20 protein-coding genes are annotated in these 23,111 nt (G+C 39.2%); all 20 read right to left on the bottom strand.

The window, feature by feature from the left end:
* Window positions 1–14: 14 nt before the first annotated feature.
* Complete coding sequence (locus CRN97_RS00210) at window positions 15–896, bottom strand: hemolysin family protein (protein WP_097075424.1); 882 nt, start codon at window positions 894–896, stop codon at window positions 15–17.
* Window positions 897–1,004: 108 nt separating this feature from the next.
* Window positions 1,005–1,763 carry a hypothetical protein gene (locus tag CRN97_RS00205; RefSeq protein WP_097075423.1) on the bottom strand — a complete coding sequence of 253 codons (759 nt, stop codon included), beginning with the start codon at window positions 1,761–1,763 and terminating at the stop codon, window positions 1,005–1,007.
* 10 nt (window positions 1,764–1,773) lie between these two features.
* Entirely contained in the window at window positions 1,774–2,400 is a 627-nt protein-coding gene (locus CRN97_RS00200; protein ID WP_033154065.1) for a redox-sensing transcriptional repressor Rex, read from the bottom strand.
* Between the two features lie 89 nt (window positions 2,401–2,489).
* A complete protein-coding gene (locus CRN97_RS00195; RefSeq protein ID WP_097075422.1) occupies window positions 2,490–4,403 on the bottom strand; it encodes an ABC-F family ATP-binding cassette domain-containing protein in 1,914 nt (637 codons plus the stop codon).
* A gap of 56 nt (window positions 4,404–4,459) precedes the next feature.
* Window positions 4,460–6,541, bottom strand: a complete 2,082-nt coding sequence (locus CRN97_RS00190; RefSeq protein WP_097075421.1) for a polyribonucleotide nucleotidyltransferase — start codon at window positions 6,539–6,541, stop codon at window positions 4,460–4,462.
* 156 nt (window positions 6,542–6,697) lie between these two features.
* The gene (gene rpsO, locus CRN97_RS00185; RefSeq protein ID WP_028247035.1) at window positions 6,698–6,964 is read right to left on the bottom strand and encodes a 30S ribosomal protein S15; all 267 of its coding nucleotides are present in this window, start codon (window positions 6,962–6,964) and stop codon (window positions 6,698–6,700) included.
* Between the two features lie 149 nt (window positions 6,965–7,113).
* Window positions 7,114–7,719 (bottom strand): DUF4340 domain-containing protein, encoded by a 606-nt coding sequence (locus tag CRN97_RS00180; protein ID WP_179670629.1) that lies wholly within the window; start codon window positions 7,717–7,719, stop codon window positions 7,114–7,116.
* Between the two features lie 92 nt (window positions 7,720–7,811).
* On the bottom strand, window positions 7,812–9,086 hold the full coding sequence (locus CRN97_RS00175; RefSeq protein WP_044934328.1) for an adenylosuccinate synthase: 1,275 nt from the start codon (window positions 9,084–9,086) through the stop codon (window positions 7,812–7,814).
* 26 nt (window positions 9,087–9,112) lie between these two features.
* Window positions 9,113–9,985, bottom strand: a complete 873-nt coding sequence (locus CRN97_RS00170; RefSeq protein WP_097075419.1) for a DegV family protein — start codon at window positions 9,983–9,985, stop codon at window positions 9,113–9,115.
* A 360-nt stretch (window positions 9,986–10,345) separates the two neighbouring features.
* The gene (groL, locus tag CRN97_RS00165; protein ID WP_074790478.1) at window positions 10,346–11,980 is read right to left on the bottom strand and encodes a chaperonin GroEL; all 1,635 of its coding nucleotides are present in this window, start codon (window positions 11,978–11,980) and stop codon (window positions 10,346–10,348) included.
* Between the two features lie 25 nt (window positions 11,981–12,005).
* A complete protein-coding gene (locus CRN97_RS00160; protein WP_033154058.1) occupies window positions 12,006–12,290 on the bottom strand; it encodes a co-chaperone GroES in 285 nt (94 codons plus the stop codon).
* A 160-nt stretch (window positions 12,291–12,450) separates the two neighbouring features.
* On the bottom strand, window positions 12,451–13,599 hold the full coding sequence (locus tag CRN97_RS00155; protein ID WP_097075418.1) for an Mbeg1-like protein: 1,149 nt from the start codon (window positions 13,597–13,599) through the stop codon (window positions 12,451–12,453).
* 8 nt (window positions 13,600–13,607) lie between these two features.
* A complete protein-coding gene (locus CRN97_RS00150; protein WP_097075417.1) occupies window positions 13,608–14,345 on the bottom strand; it encodes a DUF308 domain-containing protein in 738 nt (245 codons plus the stop codon).
* 41 nt (window positions 14,346–14,386) lie between these two features.
* Entirely contained in the window at window positions 14,387–15,028 is a 642-nt protein-coding gene (locus CRN97_RS00145) for a CPBP family intramembrane glutamic endopeptidase (RefSeq protein ID WP_179670628.1), read from the bottom strand.
* A complete protein-coding gene (locus CRN97_RS00140; RefSeq protein ID WP_033154055.1) occupies window positions 15,015–15,668 on the bottom strand; it encodes an HAD hydrolase-like protein in 654 nt (217 codons plus the stop codon). Before CRN97_RS00140 ends, CRN97_RS00145 begins: the two co-directional genes overlap by 14 nt.
* The gene (locus CRN97_RS00135) at window positions 15,665–17,905 is read right to left on the bottom strand and encodes a DNA gyrase/topoisomerase IV subunit A (protein ID WP_074790468.1); all 2,241 of its coding nucleotides are present in this window, start codon (window positions 17,903–17,905) and stop codon (window positions 15,665–15,667) included. The genes CRN97_RS00140 and CRN97_RS00135 overlap by 4 nt, the downstream gene beginning before the upstream one ends.
* On the bottom strand, window positions 17,898–19,823 hold the full coding sequence (locus CRN97_RS00130; protein ID WP_090393998.1) for a DNA gyrase/topoisomerase IV subunit B: 1,926 nt from the start codon (window positions 19,821–19,823) through the stop codon (window positions 17,898–17,900). The genes CRN97_RS00135 and CRN97_RS00130 overlap by 8 nt, the downstream gene beginning before the upstream one ends.
* A gap of 81 nt (window positions 19,824–19,904) precedes the next feature.
* On the bottom strand, window positions 19,905–20,342 hold the full coding sequence (gene dut, locus CRN97_RS00125) for a dUTP diphosphatase (protein ID WP_097075415.1): 438 nt from the start codon (window positions 20,340–20,342) through the stop codon (window positions 19,905–19,907).
* Window positions 20,343–20,358: 16 nt separating this feature from the next.
* Entirely contained in the window at window positions 20,359–20,850 is a 492-nt protein-coding gene (gene nrdG, locus CRN97_RS00120; protein WP_044934312.1) for an anaerobic ribonucleoside-triphosphate reductase activating protein, read from the bottom strand.
* Between the two features lie 14 nt (window positions 20,851–20,864).
* A complete protein-coding gene (gene nrdD / locus CRN97_RS00115) occupies window positions 20,865–22,988 on the bottom strand; it encodes an anaerobic ribonucleoside-triphosphate reductase (protein WP_044934310.1) in 2,124 nt (707 codons plus the stop codon).
* Window positions 22,989–23,111 lie beyond the last annotated feature (123 nt).

Below are 23,111 nucleotides of genomic sequence, written 5' to 3'. Positions count from 1 at the left end.
CAAATCACGGCCTTTTATTCAACGTGCCTTTTGCGTCTAACATATACGCTATCTATGACTTTATCGGATACATTTTTAATATAAAAAACGTAATTATCATCCTCCAAAGTAAAGGAACTACCGTCTTCTGGAATCTTGCCATTTAAGGAAATTAAGTATCCATTGAGTGTTTCATAATCATCCGATAACTTTGTACCAAGAATTTCTTCAACCTCTTCAAGAGAAGTTCCTCCATCCATCACAAAGGAATCCTCTGTCTTAACCTCTATAGAGTTTTCTTCCTCATCATGCTCATCCTCAATATTTCCAACGATTTCCTCAAGAATATCCTCCATGGAAAGTAAGCCGGAAACCTGTCCATATTCGTCAACTACGATAACCATATGGCGCTTTTTGGACTGCATCTTAGCAAATAAAGTATTAATTCCATGTGTCTCTGGAACGAACTCAGCCACTGACATAAGTTCATGTAAATCCTTAACTTTCACATTATCAATATCCTTATCATAGTATGTGAGTAGATCCTTTATATGTAAAATGCCAATGATATTGTCTAAATCCTCAATATAAACCGGATAACGGCTCATATTATTCTCATTTATAAAATTTATAGCCTCACGCAAGGTACTATCACCGTTCACAGCAACGATGCTTTTTCGATGAGTCATGATATCCTTTGCATCGGTATCAGAAAACTCAAAGATATTCTGTATCATAGCTGCTTCGGAGGCCAAAATATTGCCATCCTCGTGCCCCTCATTTACAAGAGAAATAACATCTTCCTCGGTAATATTTTCTTGCTTAGACCTTCTGTACAAAATAATTAGCTCTATTGCTTCAATAACAACAATAGCCAATAAAAAAATAATTAAATAGGGATTGGACCCGTCTTCCATAAATACTCCTTTCTCGAAATACGTAAATTATCACACTAATAATGATACCATATATATAAGAAAAAGACTAAACATTATAGTGTTTAGTCTTTTAAAAAACAGTGAATTCTATTCGTCTGCGGAAGACTCAGCTTCCTCTGTATCTTCTTTTGATTCTTTAGAAACAGCTTCCAAATCTACCTCTTCAAGCTGAATATCAGATAAATCTGTTTTGTCGTTATCATCCTGCTTGTCTGCAGCTGCTTTAACTGGCTCGCCCTTGTCATCGATTGTGCCAATATAGAAATCTCCATTCTGCATATCAAATAGATTTAGCACTTCCATACCAAAAACATCATGCATATATGAATAAATCTCTTTATTGTTAATCTCACGATTATGCTTACGAATAACGTTTTTCTTAAGCTGAACCCTGACGTCCTTAATCCAGTTAGTGATTTCCTCGGCTTCTGTGGAATTAGTGCGAAGTTTGTCATAGCAATAATCCATGGTAGCCAACATCAATTCTCGATTAACATCATCTGTCTTCTGTGGAAGCTCACTAAGCTCGTCTTCATTTGACTCAATACGTTCTTTGCACTCTTCCAAAAGCCTTTTATCATCATCCAACTTCTTGGAAACCAAATCTGATGTTCCTTCCATATTGGACATGACTGAAGCCATTAAATTCTCTTTGACCTTCTTTAGGTCTTTAAGTTCCTTTTTAAGCTCAGCCTCACGTTTCAGTAAGTCATTTTCCTGCTTTTCAAGCTCTTTAACCTGTTCTGGCTTTCCACCTAAAGCAAAAAGTCTATGCCATTTCTGATCCAAAATAAGCATAGGAACCTTGATTTTGGAAATGGCAGTTGTAAAATCCCTGTCCGCCATATACATTCACCTACTTCTGTTGAGTAATGTTATAAGAAAGTTGCATCAAACTATCTGATAAATGAACATTCTCTATAATAACATCAGGAATATCATCTAAATCAACATGAGCAAAGTTCCAAATTGCATGAACACCAAGAGAAACAAGCTTTAAAGCTGTAGATCTGGCGTTTGACTTTGGCAATGTCAAAGCTGCAATCTCAACATCATTATGCTTAATGAATTCTGGAAGCTCGTCAAGCATCTGAACAGGAATGTCTCTAACCAACTTTCCTTTAAGCTCAGGATTAACATCGAATAATCCAATAATTTTGAAGCCTACACGCTCAAATTTAACATAACCTGCAATAGCCTGGCCTAAGTTACCAGCGCCGATAACGATAACATTATGTGTTTCGTTAACTCCCAAGATATTTCCTATTTCATCATGTAAGTATGCAACATTATATCCATAACCCTGCTGGCCAAAACCACCAAAGTTGTTAAGATCCTGTCTAATCTGAGATGCTGTAACATGCATTCTCTTGCTTAAATCATTTGATGAAATTCTTTCAACACCATCGTCTAAAAGTTCGCCCAAATATCTGTAGTACCTAGGAAGTCTTCTGATGACTGCTTGTGAAATCTGTTTATCCAAACCATATACCTCCTAATTACAATTTTCAATCTTAATTATAAAATCACACAAAAACTATGTCAAGATTTTAACAAAGACTTAATAAATGCTTAAGATAAACTTAACTCCTCCCACTGAGAATATAAATCTTCCAATTTTGAATCTATTTCATTCTGTTCTGCAGTTAATTCGTTGAGTTTTGCAGAATTTGTCATATTCTCTGGCTTTAAGAATTCGTCTTGAATCTTTGCCTTTTTTTCTTCTAGTTTTTCTATCTCTTCTTCAATTTTTGAGATTTTGTTTTGAAGCTTTCTCTTTTCTGCTTCAATTCTCTTTTGTTCTTTAAAATCAAGCTTTGCAGCTGTAGCGTTAGAATCAGCTACAGATTCCTGGGTTGAGACAACATTTGCTACAGAAAGCTGTTCCTTCTTTGCAATATAATCATCGTAATTGCCAAGGTACTTTGTAAAATGACCATTTGAAAGTTCAAGAATCATATTTGCAGTACGGTTAACAAAATATCTATCGTGACTTACATAAAGCAAAGTTCCATCATATTCGTTAAGTGCTTCCTCAAGCATTTCTTTCGAATCCATATCTAGATGGTTTGTAGGCTCATCAAGGATTAAAAGATTAGACTTAGAAAGCATAAGCTTTGCAAGAGAAACACGTCCGCGCTCTCCACCTGATAACTCGCTAATGCGTTTAAAAACATCATCCTCTGTAAACATAAATGCAGCTAATGTGTTTCTAACCTGTGTCTCTGTAAGATATGGATATGCATCATGAAGCTCACTAAAGATAGTGTTTGACTCAGTAAGCCCCTGTTGCTCCTGGTCATAATATCCTACAGTAACATTTGCTCCAAAGCGAATCTCTCCAGATTCAAAATCCGTGAGACCATTGATACACTTAAGGATTGTAGTCTTTCCTGTACCATTATCACCTAAAATGGCAATTCTATCCCCTTTATGAACCTCAAAGGATAAGTCTGTAAAGATATTTTTATCATCATATGATTTTGTCACATGAGAAAAATCTAAAACATCCTTGCCACTTTCCTTTTCCACCTCAAGAGTGAGTCGCATTCTAGGCATATCCTTATCGGGAGCATCCATAATATCAATCTTATCAAGCATTTTCTTTCTGCTTTCAGCTCTTTTTATGGATTTTTCTCTGTTGAAGGATTGAAGCTTTTCAATAACAGCTTTCTGGTGTTCTATTTCCTTTTGCTGCTTTTCATAACTGCGCTCATAAGTGAGCTGATATAAAGCCTTTTGCTCAGAAAAAGCTGTATAGTTTCCTGTATATACACTAGTGCGTCCGTAGGATAAATCAACAACATGATCTACAATTTTATCAAGGAAATATCGATCATGAGCAACAATTACAACTGCGCCTTTATATGAAGATAAATATCCTTCCAACCACACGATTGAATTCAAATCCAAATGGTTTATAGGCTCGTCTAATAAGAGCAAATCTGGCGATGATGCAAGAAGACGTCCCAAACTAACACGTGTCTTTTGACCTCCAGAAAGCTCATTCATGCTTTTATTCAAATCATCCCCTTCAAAACCAAGGCCTTTTAATATGCCTACAGCTTCCGAACGGAATGTATATCCACCTAATAAATCAAATTGATGCTGTAACTTATGATAATTCTCCATAAAGGCCGCAGCATCTTTACTATCAAGATTTGACATCTCCATTTCCATGTCTGAAAGACGTTTTTCCATGGAAAGCAAATCTTCACGGGCACTAAGCACTGTATCTAAAATGCTACTACCAAAGGAATCCTCCTGATACTGAGCTAAATAGCCCATTGTAGCATCTTTCTTAAGAGTAACTTCACCACTGTCCGCTGGTAAATCTCCAACTATTATTTTTAATAGGGTCGACTTTCCTGTTCCATTGTTACCAACGATAGCTACTTTAGAACCCTCATCCACAGTAAAAGTGGCATCTTTTATAATGCCATCTTCTCCAAATGATTTAAAAATATGCGAAACATTAAGTAACATAGTTTTTCCTTAAAAAATGCGCCTGACTAATGTCAGGCGCCAAATAAAATCTAATTTTACTGAACATCCTTAATAGAGAAGCTGATGCGTCCCATCTTGTCCTTGCCAAGGCATACAACCTTAACAGTATCACCAAGAGTAAGAACATCTTCCACTCTGTCAATTCTTTCCTTAGCAATCTTAGAAATGTGAACCATTCCTTCCTTGCCTGGAGCGAACTCGATAAATGCACCGAATTCCTTGATGCTTACAACCTTACCTGTAAGAATCTGGCCCTGCTCGAAATCAGTTGTAATGATTTCGATCATTCTCTTAGCCTCATCCATCTTTGCAGCATCTGTACCACAGATTGAAACATTTCCGTCATCTGTAATATCAATCTTAACATCACATCTAGCAATGATTTCGTTGATTGTCTTTCCACGCTGACCAACAACATCACCAATCTTCTCTGGATCAATTGAAAGCTGGATAATCTTTGGAGCATACTCGCCAACTTCCTTACGTGGCTCAGCGATTGCCTTGCTCATGCAGTTGTCCATGATGAAGAATCTAGCCTCGCGGCAACGTGCGATAGCACCTTCAACGATTGGACGTGTAAGACCGTGAATCTTGATATCCATCTGGATAGCTGTGATACCTTCTTTTGTACCTGTAACCTTGAAGTCCATGTCTCCGAAGAAATCTTCAAGACCCTGGATATCTGTAAGAAGAACGAAATCGTCATCTGTATCGCCTGTAACAAGACCGCAAGAAATACCAGCAACCATAGCCTTGATAGGTACACCAGCTGCCATAAGTGACATACATGAAGCACATGTTGAAGCCATTGATGTAGAACCATTTGACTCGAATGTCTCAGATACAGCACGGATTGCATATGGGAATTCTTCTGGTGTAGGAAGTACTGGAAGAAGTGCTCTCTCTGCAAGTGCACCGTGTCCAATTTCTCTACGTCCTGGTCCTCTAGAAGGCTTTGTCTCACCTACTGAGTATGCAGGGAAGTTATAGTGATGCATGTATCTCTTCTCAGTAACGAAAGCATCAAGACCATCGATCTTCTGAGCCTCTGAAAGAGGAGCAAGAGTTACAACATCGCAAATCTGTGTTTGTCCACGAGTGAACATAGATGAACCGTGAACACGTGGAATAATATCTACTTCTGCAGCAAGTGGACGAATCTGTGTGATCTCACGACCATCTGGACGCTTGTGATCCTTAAGAATCATCTTACGTACTGTCTTTTTCTCGTACTGGTAAATTGCCTCACCAAGAACAGCAAGCCATTCTTCGTTATCAGCAAATGCTTCTTCAAGACGCTCAGTAATCTGACGGATATTCTCCTCACGAACCTGCTTCTCGTCTGTGAATACAGCACCTTCCATCTCCTCAGGAGTAACGATTTCCTTCATCTTTACGAAGAGCTCCTCAGGAATTGCGCATGATGTATACTCATGCTTTGGCTTACCGCATTCCTTAACCATCTCGTCGATGAATGCGATAACTGTCTGGTTAACATCATGACACTTGTAGATAGCTTCAATCATCTTATCCTCTGGGATGATGTTTGCGCCAGCTTCAATCATAATAACCTTTTCTCTTGTAGAAGCAACTGTAAGCTTAAGGTCGCCCTTATCCCACTGCTCCTGTGAAGGGTTTACGATAAACTCTCCATCGATCATACCCATCTGTGTCATAGCGCAAGGGCCATCAAATGGGATATCTGAAATACATGTAGCAATAGCTGCACCGAGCATAGCAACAAGCTCAGGACGGCACTGTGGATCTACTGCCATAACCATGTTGTTAAGTGTTACATCATTACGATAATCCTTTGGGAAAAGTGGACGCATAGGTCTATCAATAACACGAGATGTAAGAACTGAGTTCTCAGATGCCTTACCCTCTCTCTTATTGAAACCACCAGGGATTTTACCAACAGCGTATGTCTTTTCTTCAAACTCAACAGAGAGTGGGAAGAAATCGATACCATCCCTAGGCTTGTCTGATGCAGTTGCAGTTGAAAGAACTGTAGTCTCACCATACTGAATAAATGCTGCTCCATTAGCCTGTGCAGCAACTCTGCCGATATCAACACGAAGTGTTCTACCAGCCAAATCCATTGTAAATGTCTTCATGGTTTTCTCCTTCAAATATTTTATTATTTAAGCATCAACCCGAAACTACTGAAAACGAAGAGTTATACTCTCCTAATTCAGTGGCTTCGGATCTTGCTTGAAATCGAAAAACAAATAAGAAAATGAGCGGAGTAAGCAATACTCCGCTCTTATAGATTACTTTCTTAAGCCAAGACGCTCAATGATTGAACGATATCTCTCAATGTCAGTATTCTTAAGGTATGCAAGAAGGTTTCTTCTCTTACCAACCATCTTCATCATACCACGACGTGAATGATGGTCACCTGGGTTAGCCTTAAGGTGCTCTGTGAGCTCAGAAATACGAGCTGTAAGAACAGCGATCTGAACCTCTGGAGAACCTGTGTCACCAGCTGTTCTAGCATACTCATTGATAATTGCCTGCTTCTTCTCTTTTGTAATCATTTTAACTACCTCCTAAAAACTTTTAATATGCCGTAACTAAGGAAAAGGTCGGAGTGTCCAAAACCTGAGTTACAGTAAATTTCGTACCGATATATAATAACACAGCTATAAAAATATGTAAACTATGTATAAATAGGCTTTTTAAACTGTTACTGTATTAAATCTTCGATTGCATATTTATTAACACCTGCTAGTTTTCCACTATTTACATAAACAGTAGAAAAATCATAGTTTAATGCAAAGTAAACCTGACCAGTCTTATCATCAGTTTTACCTATTGAAATAAATGTTGAATAGCCGTTTGCATCTTTTATAGTGTATACAGGTGAGTCCTGATTCAAACCATATTCATCACCATCTCCATCTTCACTATCATTAACAATTACATCCACGAATCGAACATCGGTAATATAATTTAACAGCTTTTCTATTCTTTCTTCATTTATATCAATGGTGGAATCATCTGGATAAACCCAGTCATCGCCATCTCTTTCGAAGGTCAGCATAATATTATTACTATCAGTAATCTGGAAGCTATAAACTTCTTCATTATCAAGCAATATAACATTCTCGCCTTCATCTTCTATTTCACTAGCTTCATCCAAAACTTCAGCAGTATCTTCAGAGTTATCAAGATTTTGTATCATTTTTACTGGGTTTTTAGAATACAAAGTAATAATCAAAACCACAATAAGCAAAACAATGGCCAGTGCAAGAAATATGCCTTTATAATTCTTTGAAATAAACTTCTTCATCATTTCCTCCAAGAAAATATTCTTTATTTAGTATAACAAAAAAGTATTAACAAACAAAGAAGCCAGAGCCATAAGCTCCAGCTTCGAAATAATTATCTGTAGATGATATCATCTCTTCCAGGACCGTTTGAAACCATTGTGATTGGGAATCCAATTTCTTTCTCAATAAACTCAATGTAGTTTCTGCAGTTCTCTGGGAGATCTTCGTATTTCTTAATTCCACGAATATCTGTCTTCCATCCTGGAAGTGTCTTAAGTACTGGCTTAGCCTTTTCAAGCTTGCTAGTAACAGGAAAGTCTGTAGTAACCTCACCATCGATTTCATAGCCAACGCATACAGGGATTTCATCAAGATATCCAAGCACATCAACAACTGTAAATGCTACATCTGTTGTACCCTGCATTCTACAGCCGTACTTAGACGCAACGCAATCGAACCATCCCATACGACGTGGACGACCTGTAGTAGCACCAAACTCACCGCCATCGCCACCGCGACGTCTAAGCTCATCAGCTTCATCACCGAAGATTTCAGAAACAAATGCACCTGCACCTACTGCTGAAGAGTATGCCTTACATACTGTAACAACCTGCTTAAGCTCCTGTGCTGGAATACCAGCGCCGATACAACCGTATGGAGCAAGTGTTGATGAAGATGTAACCATTGGGTAAATACCATGGTCAGGATCCTTCAAAGTACCAAGCTGGCCTTCAAGAAGGATAGTTTTATTTTCTTTAAGTGCGTTCCAAAGGAATGCTGAAGTATCGCAAACATAAGGAGCAATCATATCGCGGTATTCATGTAATGTCTCAAGGAGCTCCTCTGGATTAAGGAGTGGCTTGTGATATAAATGCTCAAGAAGAACATTCTTCTGATCACATGTACGAACAACCTTTTCCTTCAAAAGCTCATCATCAAAAAGCTCCTGAACCTGATAACCGATTTTTGCGTATTTATCTGAGTAGAAAGGAGCTATACCGCTCTTTGTTGAACCGAAAGAAGCCTTTCCAAGACGTTCTTCCTCGTATTGATCAAAAAGGATGTGATATGGCATAACAATCTGTGCTCTATCAGACACAAGAATGCGAGGTGCTGGTACTCCTTTCTCTACAATAGAGTTAATCTCTTTGATAAGGATAGGAATATTCAATGCGACGCCATTTCCAATGATGCTAGTGGTGTGATTATAGAATACACCTGAAGGTAATGTGTGAAGCGCGAACTTACCATAGTTGTTTACGATAGTGTGTCCTGCATTTGCACCACCCTGAAAACGAACAATGATATCAGCATTCGCTGCCATCATGTCTGTAATCTTTCCTTTGCCTTCATCGCCCCAATTGGCACCTACAACTGCTTTAACCATAACAATCCTCCTAAATTACAATTAAATTAATTTATATCAATCAATTTCTTAGTCACTGTACAAGCAAGTGCGCCTGGTCCAATGTGACATGAAACTGAAAGTGATAACGGATCTATCCAGATTTCTTTGCCTGGGAATTCAGCTTCTAATTCTTCTTTAAATTTTTCTGCGGCTTCCTGATTCTGTGTGTGAGCTATAGAAATCACAACATCATCAAGATTGTCTGTATGAAGGACATTTTGCATATCCTTTTTTAATGCTTCAATCATAGTCTGCTTTGCAGCCTTAACTGTACGAGCCATTGAATACTTATCAAGCTTCTCTCCGTAGATTGAAAGTACTGGCTTAATCTTTAACAATGAACCGATTGCAGCAACTGCTGGAGTAAGTCTTCCGCCCTTTTTAAGGTATTCTAGTGTATCTACAGTGATGTAGATGGTAGATAAAGACTTGATTTCCATAAGAGCATCACAGATTTCCTGTGCACTCTTTCCTAAATCTGCAAGCTTTTTAGCCTCAAGCGCTGAGAGCTTCTGTGTAACTGAGATACGCTGATTATCTACAACTACAACCTTGCCATCGTAATCCTCTGCCAGCATCTTTGCTGTAGCGCAAGATGAAGATAAACCGCTAGACATAGGAATATAAACTATTTCATCATAATCTTTAAGAAGCTTATCCCATGTATCCATAAGATTTCCTGTGATAGGCATTGAAGTAGTAATCTCGCCGCCCTGTGTAAGCTTCTCATAGAACTGTTCCTGAGTTAAATCGATATCCTCGTAATATAACTCACCATCAATATAAAAAGGCATAGGTATAACAAAAACTCCATAGTCCTTGGCCTGTGCCTGTGTAATGCCACTATTGCTATCTGTAAGAATTGCAACTTTGCTCATAAATCACCTCAAAAAATACTCTGTGTTAAACAAAAACACCGAGACTTATAATACCATAAGAAATAAATAAATTAAACAAGTATTATTAAATAAAATAGACATTAAGGCTATCTTCACATTTTTAATACTGATACTATTCTCATGACTAAAAAAGTATTCTAGATAAAATAGACATTCCTGGCTATTCTCACATGTATTCGCATTTTGAACTCTTCGAGTTCATATTTTGCGCTTGCGCACAAAATTAAATGCTCATACATGTTTGATAGCCAAATCTAATAAAAATAAAAATAAGTCCTCTTTCCAAATAAATTTGGGTCGAGGACTATATTTTTATTCTTATTGAATGTCTATTTTATTTTAGTACATTCCGCCCATGCCAGCACCTGCAGCAGCGGCAGCTGCAGCATCAGCAGCAGGATCTTTAATATCTGCAACAACAGACTCTGTTGTAAGGAGTGTTGCAGCAACAGAAGCAGCATTCAAGAGAGCTGTTCTTGTAACCTTAACAGGATCAAGGATACCAGCCTTAACCATGTTTACATACTCTTCGTTGTAAGCATCGAAACCAATACCAACTTCTGACTCACGTACCTTGTTAATAATAACAGATCCCTCAAGACCTGCATTTGCAGCAATGTAGAATAATGGAGCTTCAAGGGCCTTAACGATAACATTTGCACCTGTCTTCTCATCACCAGAAAGTGTATCAGCAAGAGCTGCAACTTCCTTCTGAACGTGGATGTAAGCAGATCCACCACCCTGGATGATACCTTCCTCTACAGCAGCACGTGTAGCATTAAGAGCATCTTCCATACGAAGCTTAGCTTCCTTCATTTCTGTTTCTGTAGCAGCACCTACACGGATAACTGCAACACCACCTGCAAGCTTAGCAAGTCTTTCCTGAAGCTTTTCTTTATCGAACTCTGATGTTGTCTCATCAATCTGTCCACGAATCTGAGATACACGAGCCTCGATTGCAGCCTTATCACCAAGACCATCAACGATAACTGTGTTCTCCTTGTTAACCTTTACAGACTTAGCACGACCAAGCTGCTCAAGAGTTGCATCCTTAAGCTCAAGACCAACTTCCTCAGAAATTACCTGACCACCTGTAAGGATTGCGATATCCTGAAGCATTTCCTTACGTCTGTCACCATATCCTGGAGCCTTAACAGCAACAACGTTGAATGTTCCACGAAGCTTGTTAAGGATAAGAGTTGTAAGAGCCTCGCCCTCGATATCCTCAGCAATGATAAGAAGTCTAGCACCTGACTGAACAACCTGCTCAAGAAGTGGAAGGAGTTCCTGAATGTTAGAAATCTTCTTGTCTGTAATAAGAATATATGGATCATCAAGGTTTGCTTCCATCTTGTCCATGTCTGTGCACATGTAAGCTGAAATATAACCTCTGTCAAACTGCATACCTTCTACAAGGTCAAGCTCTGTCTGCATTGTCTTTGATTCCTCGATTGTGATAACACCATCGTTAGAAACCTTTTCCATAGCGTCAGCTACCATCTGACCTACTTCATCATCGCCAGCTGAAATTGCAGCAACACGAGCGATCTGTTCCTTGCCATCTACAGCCTTAGACATTTCAAGAATAGCCTTAACAGCACAATCTGTAGCCTTCTTCATACCCTTTCTAAGAACGATTGGGTTTGCGCCAGCAGCAAGGTTCTTCATACCTTCCTTTACCATAGCCTGTGCTAAAACTGTAGCTGTTGTTGTACCATCACCTGCTACATCGTTTGTCTTTGTAGCAACTTCCTTTACAAGCTGAGCACCCATGTTTTCGAATGCATCCTCAAGCTCAACATCCTTTGCGATTGTAACACCATCGTTAGTGATAAGTGGAGCACCGTAAGACTTTGCAAGAACAACGTTACGTCCCTTAGGTCCAATAGTAACTCTAACTGTATTTGCTAATTTATCTACGCCTGCCTCAAGAGCCTGTCTTGCTTCAGCGCCATACTTAATTTCTTTTGCCATAATAATCTACCTCTTTTCCTAAATATTATTCTACAACTGCAAGAATATCATTCTGACGAACGATAATGTACTCCTCGCCTTCAAGCTTAACTTCTGTACCAGCGTACTTTGAATATATAACCTTCTGGCCTTCCTTAACCTGCATTGTGATTTCCTTACCGTCAACAATTCCGCCAGGGCCAACAGCTATAACCATAGCTTCCTGTGGCTTCTCCTGTGCTGCGGATGCAAGAATAATACCAGACTTTGTAGTCTCTTCTGCTTCGCACTGCTTTAATACAACGCGATCTGTTAATGGAACTAATTTCATTTTATATTACCTCCTAAATTAAGTATCAGAATCATTTATTAGCACTCCATTCAGTCGAGTGCTAACCACAAAAAGTATAATAGGATTCTCTCGAATCAGTTGCAAGTAATTAAGGTTAGTAGTTTTCGAAAGAATCCTATAAAAAGCTCTTATTTTCTCTTTATTTCTCGTTTTTTCTCATTATTAAACTTTTAGGTAGCTTAGAAAGCAGAGAATGCTTAAGACTATCGCCACCTGCAGCCACAAGTTTGCCAAATACATCCAAAATCAAAGCCTGATTCTTCGGATCAAGAGTTTGTATCTCTTTTGTTAGTGACGCAATAGACCTGACTTTGCTAGATGTAATCTGTGAAAGCCTTGTAGCCCCTGATGAGCTAATAAGCGATGAAAAGAAAACATCACCAAATGCCGCCCTGGTCTCATAATCAAATTGAACAGACCATTTCTTGATGACTTCATCAATTAAAACTGAAGACGAAGCGACTGAATCTACCTGTTCAAATTTATTGCGTTTTATCTGCCAGCTCATTGGGTCATGTTGGTTAATCCCTTTTGCATCACTGACAACGACCTGCATCTTAGCCTCTGTATACATAAGCATTCCAATAATAGATTCTTCCGGAATAAACTTATGAACTCTATTAATCATAGCTTTGTAAGCAGGCTTTTTGAGGACTTCCGGAATAAATCCAGGTCCATCAAAATTGTATACTTCTAAGATACTATCCTGTATATGACCCCTGCAGAATGTGCTTCCATAAACAGCAAAATTACCACCCTTTGAGTGGCCACCAATTCGAAGCTTTTTCATTGTCCTTGCAAAATTAGTATTGAGATAATCTGCCGCCTGAAGCTGCCCTCCAGTGCCTTCAGAAAAGCACATGTTAAAATCTTCTTTCCATCCAACAAGTGTATCGTCAGTTCCTCTAAAAGCAACAAAAATAGTGCCATCAGGCAAATAAAAGCTGCAAACAGCAAACTGAGTCTGCTTTTTAGCATCAACATCATTAACAAAACCAGCAAGCTTCATTCCGCCAAATCTTTTAGATTTAGCCATTTTAGGCATAATAAAGGGAGCAAGCTTAGTCAAAGCTGTTCTTGCCATCAAACCTTCTTTTGTGAATTTTTCAAAGAATTTTTTGTTGAGATCTTCTATTGATATTTTTTCTTTTAGGCCAGGACCAGGCACTAAACCATCAAAAGGTGCATACACCAGCTCGCAAAGAGCCAGCGCATCCACCTCATTAAACGGATCTATATTGAAAGGGACATCCCCTCTCCAGTCAAGATAATCAAAGATGTTAGCCATATAACATACTATTCCTCAAATAAAGCATCTGAGCCAGCCTCAGGCTGTGACTTTGTTTCTTCTGTAAACTCAACTACAGGCTCTTCCTCAAAAATAGATTCATCTACTTTGTTTTTGCCTGAGATTGGAGAATCCTCCATGTTGCGATTAAAGTTTCTATTAGAATCCTTTTTATGATCCCTAAGACCAATCACCATAAGTAACAATGAAAATAGAGAAAATGCTCCTACCACTACTAAGTAAGCGCATGCATAAACATTTCCATCAAAAATCTTGATAGGTGTTAAGAGCAGGTAAATGCTTGCGGCAATTGTAGCTGCTCCGAGAATCAAGCTTAAGAACCAAGAACCTCTTTGAATGTGGAACAATGCAAATGACTGCTGAAGCATGATAGCACCAAAGACCACGCCAATGAGACAAACAAGGGCATCAATAAATGCTGATACAATATCCGCATTTACGATAAAAACTGCACCTATTACAACAAGGATGACCCCCATTGTAAAACCATAGCTAGTGATTCTAGTAAATTCATGATTAAAGAAATATTTAATCATGTAGTACATTCCAAAACAAATAAATAAAATACCAAAACCTAAAATAGAGAATGAATATACCACTTTTGAAATAAACTCTACATTAAGTGTGAGCAAACAAATACCAACAGCTAGGTAAGCAATCGCTCCGATAATATTGGCAATCAAGCCTGCCTTTGAGTCTTTAATTTCTTCTTGTGTGCGAGCCATAGTCTCCTCCTTAGTATTGATTAAGTGATAATAATCAGTATTTAACCAAATAATATAGCAGTAAGATTTATTAAACAGTGAGCAATAATGCACATAGATAACCGTTTATTTTTAACATACATTATTCCAAGTGCTGCCCCCATCAATACTGCATATATGAATTGTACTATATTATTGTGTAGAATTCCAAAACAAATTGAGGAAATCACTACTGCCGGAACCGAGCCGTACCATAAGCATAGCTGGCCTGTTAGAATCCCTCGCATTAATAATTCCTCCAATATCGGAATTACTAAACAGTTGCATAACACCTTCATTAATAAATCGCCATCAGTAAGTATGCTATTGGCTCTGGCAAAGCCTGCCGACGATTCAACCAAACCACTATGGGTCAGAGCTACGTTAAGTAAAACTGCCACAGCTACTGTTGCCACAACCCATATCGCATATACAAGGACTTGCTTTTTGTTTTTAACAGGCTCCGGAATAAGCTTTGGAACATTTGAATAAATAATATACATTGGCACAATGCAAACAATGCCTGCTATAAGCAGACATGAAAGCTTGCCGTATTTATCTCCTATGATATCAAGAAGCAACGATACTCCAAGCTGATATACAAAGAAATAAACAAGCAATGGATATATAATTTGAATGATTCTATTCTGTCTAATTTGCTTCAATGTATTCAAGCACCTCATTTGGATAGTCTAAAATAGTGACAGCTCCAGCATCTTCCAAATCCCACTTTGAACCAAAGCCCCAGGAAACACCAATGCAATCGATTCCTCTTTGTGCAGCACCTTCTGCATCGAACTTAGTATCGCCAACAAGAACTGTTTCTTCCTTTTTGTGCCATGGTGCACGTGAAAAACATAAGTCTATTACCTCTGCTTTTGTATCTATGGATGCATCCAATGTAGCTCCACAAATATCAGTGAAATAATGGTCTATACCAAGCTTTGCCAAAAGCTTTCTAGCAGTTGGTTCTGGCTTTGAAGTACAAACAAAAAGACAATAGCCTCGTTTGTTTAATGCAGCAAGAAGCTCTTCTATGCCAGCGTAAACCTTGGCATTGAACATACCATTTTCCTTATCATAGTACTGTCTGTAAGCGGCAACAGCACCATCAAAATCCTCATCCTTAATATGCAAAAGCTTTGGAAAAGAATATGTAAATGGTGGCCCTACGCATTTACGAAGTGTAACAAAATCCGGAATATCGTATCCGTATTTTGTAAGAGCAACCTTCAGCCCCTCAATAATACCAGGAGCTGAATCAACAAGTGTGCCGTCTAAATCAAAATAAACATTTTTTATCATTTCTTAACGCCCTTTGTGTCTCTGCTTGCGATGTGAAGTCGTCCGATTGAAACTGTTTTGTCTTTAACCTTAACATCTACATTTTCGCCTTCGCCAAGAATGTAAATATTAATAAGCTCGTCACCCTTGCCAAGTTTCATTCCACGGACACCAACTGCTGTCTTTTTCTTTTCAGGAATTGTATCTCCTTCAATTCGAAGGAACATATCCTTTGCAGACTGCATTACAACAGAGCTACCAGGATTAAGCTTGCCAACACAAATTACCTTATCGTCGTCAGCAAGTTTGGTTGCAGCAATTTGCTTTCTAGTAACATCAAATTCTGCACCCTCAACAACCTTAATCATAGATTGCTTAGTACCAAATAAAAGTCTTGATTGAATAATGTTAGCCATTGAATCTGCAAAGATTAGATTCTGCTTTGTAAGGTCAATCTTTGAGCCCTTTTCTGCTGTGTCAATTGGCTGCCCCTTATCACGGAACTTACCAAATGGAAGGCTAAGAACCTTAATCGCATGCATATCGCCATCATCTGTAAATAGACAAATCTTATCTATGTTTTTACAGAAGATTATCTTTTTAGATTCAGTCTCTGCTGCTTCTTTATTACGCTCGAATGTAGGCATATCTACTACACGAGCATATGCAAATCTGTCGATAAGTACTGCTACATCGATTTCTTCGATTGGCTTTTCTTCTACAACAGCCTCTTCTACGTTATCAATAACAGTGCGGCGCTCTCTAGCATACTCTTTCTTGATAGCCTGTAAATCCTTGATGATAACCTTTGCCATCTCAGCACGGCTTTCAAGAATCTTTGTATAATCAGCAATCTTCTGCATTGTTTCAGCATAATCACCACGCAATGCTTCGATTTCCAAACCTATTAATCTGTGGAGACGCATATCAAGAATAGCCTGAGCCTGACGCTCAGTAAACTTAAGTAAAGCTGCATCCTTTTTCGACTGCTCAGACTTGAACTTGATGCCTTCTGTGATACCTTCAACAAGACAAGCCTTAGCCTGCTTTACATCCTTTGAACCACGAAGAATTTCGATGATAAGGTCGATAACATCGCAAGCCTTAATCAAACCTTCCTGGATTTCCTTTTTCTCACGCTCTTTACCAAGTAAATGAGTGTACTTTCTCGTGCAAAGCTCATACTGGAAGTTAACATGATGTCTGATGATTGGAACGATGCCGAGAGTCTCTGGCTTTCCATCAGCAACAGCAAGCATGTTTACACCAAATGTGTCTTCAAGACGAGTCTTCTTGTAGAGAAGGTTGAGGACGTTTTGAGCATCAGCGCCCTTGCGAAGCTCAACAATAATTCGCATACCATCCTTTGAAGACTGGTTTGAAATATCTGTAATATCGTTGGTCTTTTTAGACTCAACAAGTGAATATATATCATTAAGGAACTTTCCGATATTGGCACCAATCATAGGATAAGGAATCTCCGTAATTACGATTTGTTCCTTACCACCCTTAATCTTTTCGATTTCTGCCTTACCACGGATTTTGATTTTACCAACACCTGTAGAATAAATCTCAAGCAAATCATCCTTGTTAGTGATGATGCCACCAGTTGGAAAATCTGGACCAGGAATTATTTTAAGCATCTGAGCTGTGTTAATGTCTGGATCCTTCATGTAGGCAATAACACCATCAATAACCTCACCTAGGTTGTGCTGAGGAATTGATGTTACCATACCTACGGCAATACCATCGGAACCATTGATAAGAATGTTAGGAACACGAACAGGAAGAACCTCTGGCTCCTTTTCTGTCTCATCATAGTTTGGTACGAAATCTACAACGTTTTTATCAAGGTCCCCAAGATAAACCTCCTGGGCAACCTTAGCAAGACGAGCCTCAGTGTAACGCATAGCAGCGGCACCATCACCTTCGATGGAACCAAAGTTACCATGGCCATCAACAAGTGGAAGGCTCTTCTTGAAATCCTGTGTCATAACAACAAGTGCTTCGTAGATTGAGCTATCACCATGTGGGTGATATTTACCCATGGTATCACCTACGATACGGGCACTTTTTTTATATGGTTTATTATAATCAACCTTTAACTCGTACATATCGTACAAAGTACGACGCTGTACAGGCTTAAGACCATCTCTAACATCTGGAACTGCACGTGCAAGGATAACCGACATAGAATAGTCTATAAAGGATTTCTGCATAATCTCAGAATATTCGGTTCTTATAATCTCACTAGGCATCTATCTCTGCCTCCTTTGCGTGTTTGTAAATAAAGTCTTTTCTAGGAGCAACATCGCTACCCATAAGAAGCTCTGTTACCTCGGAAGCCATAAGAGCATCCTCAATTTCAACAAGCTTAAGCTTACGACGCTCAGGATCAAGTGTAGTTTCCCAAAGCTGATCCTTGTCCATCTCACCAAGACCTTTGTATCGCTGAAGAGTGAAAGTCTTTCCATTCATCTTTTTACGATATTTATCTAGAGCAACATCATCGTAAAGGTATTCCTCCTCGCCCTTTGTAGGAATAGCCTTGTAAAGAGGAGGCATAGCGATGTATACATGTCCTTCTTTGATGAGCTCTGGCATAAATCTATAGAAAAATGTCAGAAGCAATGTACAGATGTGGGCACCATCAACGTCGGCATCGGCCATGATTACGATTTTGTCATAGCGAAGCTTTGAAATATCGAAGTCATTTCCATATCCCTCTGAAAAACCACATCCGAAAGCATTGATAAGTGTCTTGATTTCCGCATTTGCAAGAACCTTATCCATTGATGCCTTTTCAACATTAAGAATCTTTCCTCGGATAGGCATGATAGCCTGATACATACGATTTCGAGCCATCTTTGCAGAACCACCAGCGGAATCTCCCTCTACGATAAAGATTTCACACTTGCTAGCATCTCTTGATTCGCAGTTTGCAAGCTTACCATTCTGGTCAAAGGAAAACTTCTGCTTTGTAAGAAGGTTTGTCTTTGCCTTTTCTTCGGATTTACGAATCTTTGCAGATTTCTCTGCACAAGAAATAATTGCCTTTAATGTATCTAAGTTTCTATCAAAATAGAGAACAAACTCATCCTGACAAATCTTCTGAGTAGCCTTTGAAGCATCTGGATTATCAAGCTTTGTCTTTGTCTGTCCTTCGAAACGAGGATCTGGATGCTTGATAGAAACAATAGCTGTAATTCCGTTACGAACATCTGCGCCAGTGAAATTAGCATCCTTATCCTTTAAGATACCAAGCTCACGGGCATAGTTATTGATAACAGTTGTAAGAACTGTCTTGAAACCTGTGATATGTGTACCACCCTCAGAGTTGTAGATATTGTTACAGAAGCCAAGGATATTCTCCTTGAATTCGTTACAATACTGGAATGCAACCTCTAGCTCGATTCCATCAGCACTACCGCTGAAATAAATAACATCATGAAGAGCTTCTGCAGTTTTATTAATCTCCTTTACAAAGCCTTTGATTCCCTCTGGCTCATGGAAAGTGAGATACTCTGGCTCCTCGCCACGTAAATCTGCATAATTGATTGTAAGTCCTGGATTAAGGTATGCAGTCTCATGAAGACGTGACTTTATATCCTCCTCCTTGAAATAAGTCTTTTCGAAGATTTCTGGATCAGGAAGGAAGTTGATTTTTGTACCGTGCTTTGTTGTCTTGGCAATCTTTGGAAGAAGTCCATCAACAAGCTTTTCTGTAGGTACGCCTCTTTCGTATCTATCGTGGTGAACGTAACCCTCACGAGAAATATCTACAGTCATGTATGTACTAAGAGCATTTACAACTGAAGAACCTACACCGTGAAGACCGCCGGAAGTTTTATAGACACTGTCATCAAACTTACCACCTGCGTGAAGTGTAGAGAAAACAAGACGTGCAGCAGGCACACCCTTTGCATGCATTCCAACTGGAATACCACGACCATTATCCTCTACTGTACAGCTGCCGTCCTTTTCAAGAGTAACATGAATAGTGTCGCACTCACCGGCCAAATGCTCATCTACTGAGTTGTCCACTATCTCATATATAAGATGGTTCAAGCCCTTTCGTGATGTTGAACCAATATACATGCCGGGTCTTTTTCTAACCGCCTCAAGACCTTCTAAAACAGATATACTGCTGGCATCATAAGTAACTTTGTTTGCCATAAAATCATACTCTCTTTCAATATAATTTATAAAAACGCTGAAAGGCGTCTGGTACAAAACCAGGCGCCAACGTAATAAATACTAATGTTTTCCAGTGGAACCAAATCCGCCTTCTCCTCTAGCGGTATCAGATAAATTTGAAACCTCATTAAAGTCAACAGATAAAAATGGTACAACCACAAGCTGAGCAATCTTTTCAGCTGGTGTAATAACTCTAGCCTGCTCTCCATCGTTGTGAAGGGCAACCTTTATTTCTCCCCTGTAATCAGAATCTACCACGCCAACACAGTTTGCTGGTCGAAGACCTTCCTTTGCAGATAATCCGGAACGAGCAAAAATGCCTCCGAAATACCCTTCAGGAATCTCCATTGCAAGACCTGTGCCAATCATTTTGGTCTCGTGTGGCGCAATAATAACATCCTCTGCAACATCAGCAAATAAATCATAACCAGCTGCTGATACTGAGCCACGCTCAGGAAGCTTTGCAGAATCAGTCATACGCAAAATATTAATATTCATTTTTATTCTCCATTTATTAATCTACATGCAAAACGATTTGTCCAAGCTTTCTAGTCTGTGGAACATCAATAACACGCTGATTGATACTTCCTCTCCATTTTGCCTGCAAATCTATCTTATCAATTTCAAATTCTCCGTCAACCAGAACATCCAAATATTCCATAATTTCCAGAGATTTTATTTCTTCATAAGTGAAGCCTGTGTAAAGCCAGACGGTCTTGCCGGGAAATCTCTCCCTAATTTCCCGGGCAAGCTCCGTCACTTCCTGACGATTGCCAGGATAAAGTGGATCTCCGCCACTAAATGTTATGCCTGATATATAGTCGCGAGATAAGACCTCGTATAATTCATCCTTTGCAGCCTGATCAAATTTAAGTCCTCCATCAGGATCCCAAGTAACCGGGTTCTGACACTCCTTACAATGATGATCACAGCCAGCCACCCAAAGTACAGCGCGAAGGCCGTCACCGTTGAGCATGTCATCCTTTGTAATGTTATGGTAATTCATATTCTTCAAGTCCTCTACATAGATTTTCTATCAGCAATCTCTGCCATCTTTGCCTCATTCAAACGTGTATCTCCCTTTACACGTGAATATGACAAGTATCCATTCATACGGTCAATTTTTGTAAGATTCTTGCTGCCGCAAACTGGGCAAACATCCATCTCTAATTCCTCGTGTCCGCAATCATCACAGTATGAAAGGGAAAGGTTAACTCCTTCGTAGAAGCCCTTTGCCATAGCACGACGAACAAGTGTCTTTACAGCGTCGCGGTTGTAGTTGATTGGGTAACGAACGTACTGAATCTTTCCACCATTTGAAAGCTCCCAGAATCTGCCTTCCAAATCCTGCTTTTCAATTGGTGTGATGTCTTCTGTAACATGACAGTGGAATGAGTTTGAAACGTACTCTCTGTCAGATACATTTTCAACGATTCCGTATTTATTTCTAAACTGCTTTACCTGAAGTCCGCATAGGTTCTCAGCTGGTGTGCCGTAGATAGCATAAAGATTGCCATCCTCCTCCTTGAACTGATTTACTTTTTCATTGATATGCTTAAGAACTTCGATAGCAAAATCTCCGTCTTCTACAAGAGATTTGCCATTGTAAAGCTCCTGAAGCTCGTTAAATGCAGTAATACCAAATGACGCAGTTGCAGCCTTAAGAAGTGGCTTAATCTTGTCGTGGAAACCAAGGTGTCCACCGTAGAAGCCTCCCTCGCAGTATGCAAGTGGATTTGTGCTAGCACGCATTTCTCCAAGGTATGCATATGTACGAATGTGAAGCTTTCTAATCATTTCAAGATAGTAATCAAGCACTTCGTAGAAATCCTTTGATTCCTGACGAGACTTTGCAAGAATCATTGGCAAGTGGAGTGAAACTGCACCGATATTGAAACGGCCAATAAATACTGGCTCATCATTTTCATCTGCTGGCTTCATACCACCCTTTTCGTACCAAGGTGAAAGGAATGCACGACATCCCATAGGTGAAATTACCTTGCCATATTTCTTGTACATGCTGGCAATGTAGCCCTCACCTGTAAGAGAAAGCCAATCAGGATACATTGTCTTGCGTGAGCAATCGATACCTGCTTCAAAAACATCCTCAAGCTCCTTGCCAGGGCCGTGAAGATTTTCATCGTAAAGGAATACAATCTTAGGGAAAAGAACTGGCTTCTTGAAGCCTGGCTTTCCCTGGCCGATTGAACGAACCTTTAAGCATGCCTTTGATGCCATCTTTGCAAATACTGATGTACCAAGACCAATTGTAACAGTGATAAATGGATAGTCACCACGGCTAGATGCAACAGTGTTGAACTTGTACTCCCATCCCTGGAAGCCCTGCTCCATTTCTCTTTCTACTTCTGCCATTGATACTTCGTGAGCCTTTTCCTCACCAATGCCAAGGGCAATGTATTTTTCCATGTATTTATCAAATGATTTCTGAGCATATTTCTCAAGAATCTGATCAGCCTGAGGAATAGTGAAGCCACCGTACTGCTGGCTTGCAGCAGAAAGAACGATATCACCGATAACATCAAATGCTACATCCAAGCTCTTTGGCTCGTTGTAGAAAATGTTGCCCATTTCAAAGCCGCCCTCAAGAACTGACTTTACATCGAAAAGACAACAGTTCATTGTGTCTCTTCTGGCGTTCATATCGTGGATGTAGATATAGCCATCACGAATAGCCTGAACTTCCTCAGTAGTAAGGAAGAATTTCTTGTAAAGCTCTCTATTAAGCTCATTGAAAATTAAAGAACGTTTTGTGGATACAAGCGCAGAATCAGTATTTGAATTTTCCTTGTCACCAATGTACATGATGTTTTGAGACTTCTTATAAACATCATCCAACATCTGGACAAAATCCTGCTTATAATTGCGGTAATCGCGGTAAGATTTCGCAACCATAGGGTTAACACGTTCCAAAGCACCCTCAACAATGTTATGCATTTGCGCAATTTCAATTTTCTCAAGGCCAAGTTCCTCCACTCTTTCTTCAACGAATTGACAGATAAACTTTTCCTGCTCAGGAGTAAATTTTACAAGTACGCGTGTAGCAGATTTTCCAACAGCTTCTACAACTTTTTGCACATCAAATGGTTCAAGTGAGCCATCCTTTTTAACTACATATCTTTTCATGTTCCGCCTCCGGGTTTTATATAAAAATGAATCGTATTGTATATAATATTCAGTCAATATCTAGTTGATTTAAAACAAAAACTACTAGATATTGTGTTGATAGAATTATACTACCACCACATT

Origin of the sequence: Pseudobutyrivibrio ruminis DSM 9787, assembly GCF_900218035.1 — a bacterium.
GTDB lineage: Bacteria > Bacillota > Clostridia > Lachnospirales > Lachnospiraceae > Pseudobutyrivibrio > Pseudobutyrivibrio ruminis.
The sequence above is the reverse complement of the archived record's forward strand: the minus strand, read 5'-3'. Positions and strand labels throughout refer to the sequence as shown.

Bases quoted from the DNA above. Each gene is read 5' to 3' on its own strand.
- CRN97_RS00210 (WP_097075424.1), bottom strand. From the start codon at position 896: ATGGAAGACGGGTCCAATCCCTATTTAATTATTTTTTTATTGGCTATT.
- CRN97_RS00205 (WP_097075423.1), bottom strand. From the start codon at position 1,763: ATGGCGGACAGGGATTTTACAACTGCCATTTCCAAAATCAAGGTTCCT.
- CRN97_RS00195 (WP_097075422.1), bottom strand. From the start codon at position 4,403: ATGTTACTTAATGTTTCGCATATTTTTAAATCATTTGGAGAAGATGGC.
- CRN97_RS00190 (WP_097075421.1), bottom strand. From the start codon at position 6,541: ATGAAGACATTTACAATGGATTTGGCTGGTAGAACACTTCGTGTTGAT.
- rpsO (WP_028247035.1), bottom strand. From the start codon at position 6,964: ATGATTACAAAAGAGAAGAAGCAGGCAATTATCAATGAGTATGCTAGA.
- CRN97_RS00180 (WP_179670629.1), bottom strand. From the start codon at position 7,719: ATGAAGAAGTTTATTTCAAAGAATTATAAAGGCATATTTCTTGCACTG.
- CRN97_RS00175 (WP_044934328.1), bottom strand. From the start codon at position 9,086: ATGGTTAAAGCAGTTGTAGGTGCCAATTGGGGCGATGAAGGCAAAGGA.
- CRN97_RS00170 (WP_097075419.1), bottom strand. From the start codon at position 9,985: ATGAGCAAAGTTGCAATTCTTACAGATAGCAATAGTGGCATTACACAG.
- groL (WP_074790478.1), bottom strand. From the start codon at position 11,980: ATGGCAAAAGAAATTAAGTATGGCGCTGAAGCAAGACAGGCTCTTGAG.
- CRN97_RS00160 (WP_033154058.1), bottom strand. From the start codon at position 12,290: ATGAAATTAGTTCCATTAACAGATCGCGTTGTATTAAAGCAGTGCGAA.
- CRN97_RS00155 (WP_097075418.1), bottom strand. From the start codon at position 13,599: ATGGCTAACATCTTTGATTATCTTGACTGGAGAGGGGATGTCCCTTTC.
- CRN97_RS00150 (WP_097075417.1), bottom strand. From the start codon at position 14,345: ATGGCTCGCACACAAGAAGAAATTAAAGACTCAAAGGCAGGCTTGATT.
- CRN97_RS00140 (WP_033154055.1), bottom strand. From the start codon at position 15,668: ATGATAAAAAATGTTTATTTTGATTTAGACGGCACACTTGTTGATTCA.
- CRN97_RS00135 (WP_074790468.1), bottom strand. From the start codon at position 17,905: ATGCCTAGTGAGATTATAAGAACCGAATATTCTGAGATTATGCAGAAA.
- CRN97_RS00130 (WP_090393998.1), bottom strand. From the start codon at position 19,823: ATGGCAAACAAAGTTACTTATGATGCCAGCAGTATATCTGTTTTAGAA.
- dut (WP_097075415.1), bottom strand. From the start codon at position 20,342: ATGAATATTAATATTTTGCGTATGACTGATTCTGCAAAGCTTCCTGAG.
- nrdG (WP_044934312.1), bottom strand. From the start codon at position 20,850: ATGAATTACCATAACATTACAAAGGATGACATGCTCAACGGTGACGGC.
- nrdD (WP_044934310.1), bottom strand. From the start codon at position 22,988: ATGAAAAGATATGTAGTTAAAAAGGATGGCTCACTTGAACCATTTGAT.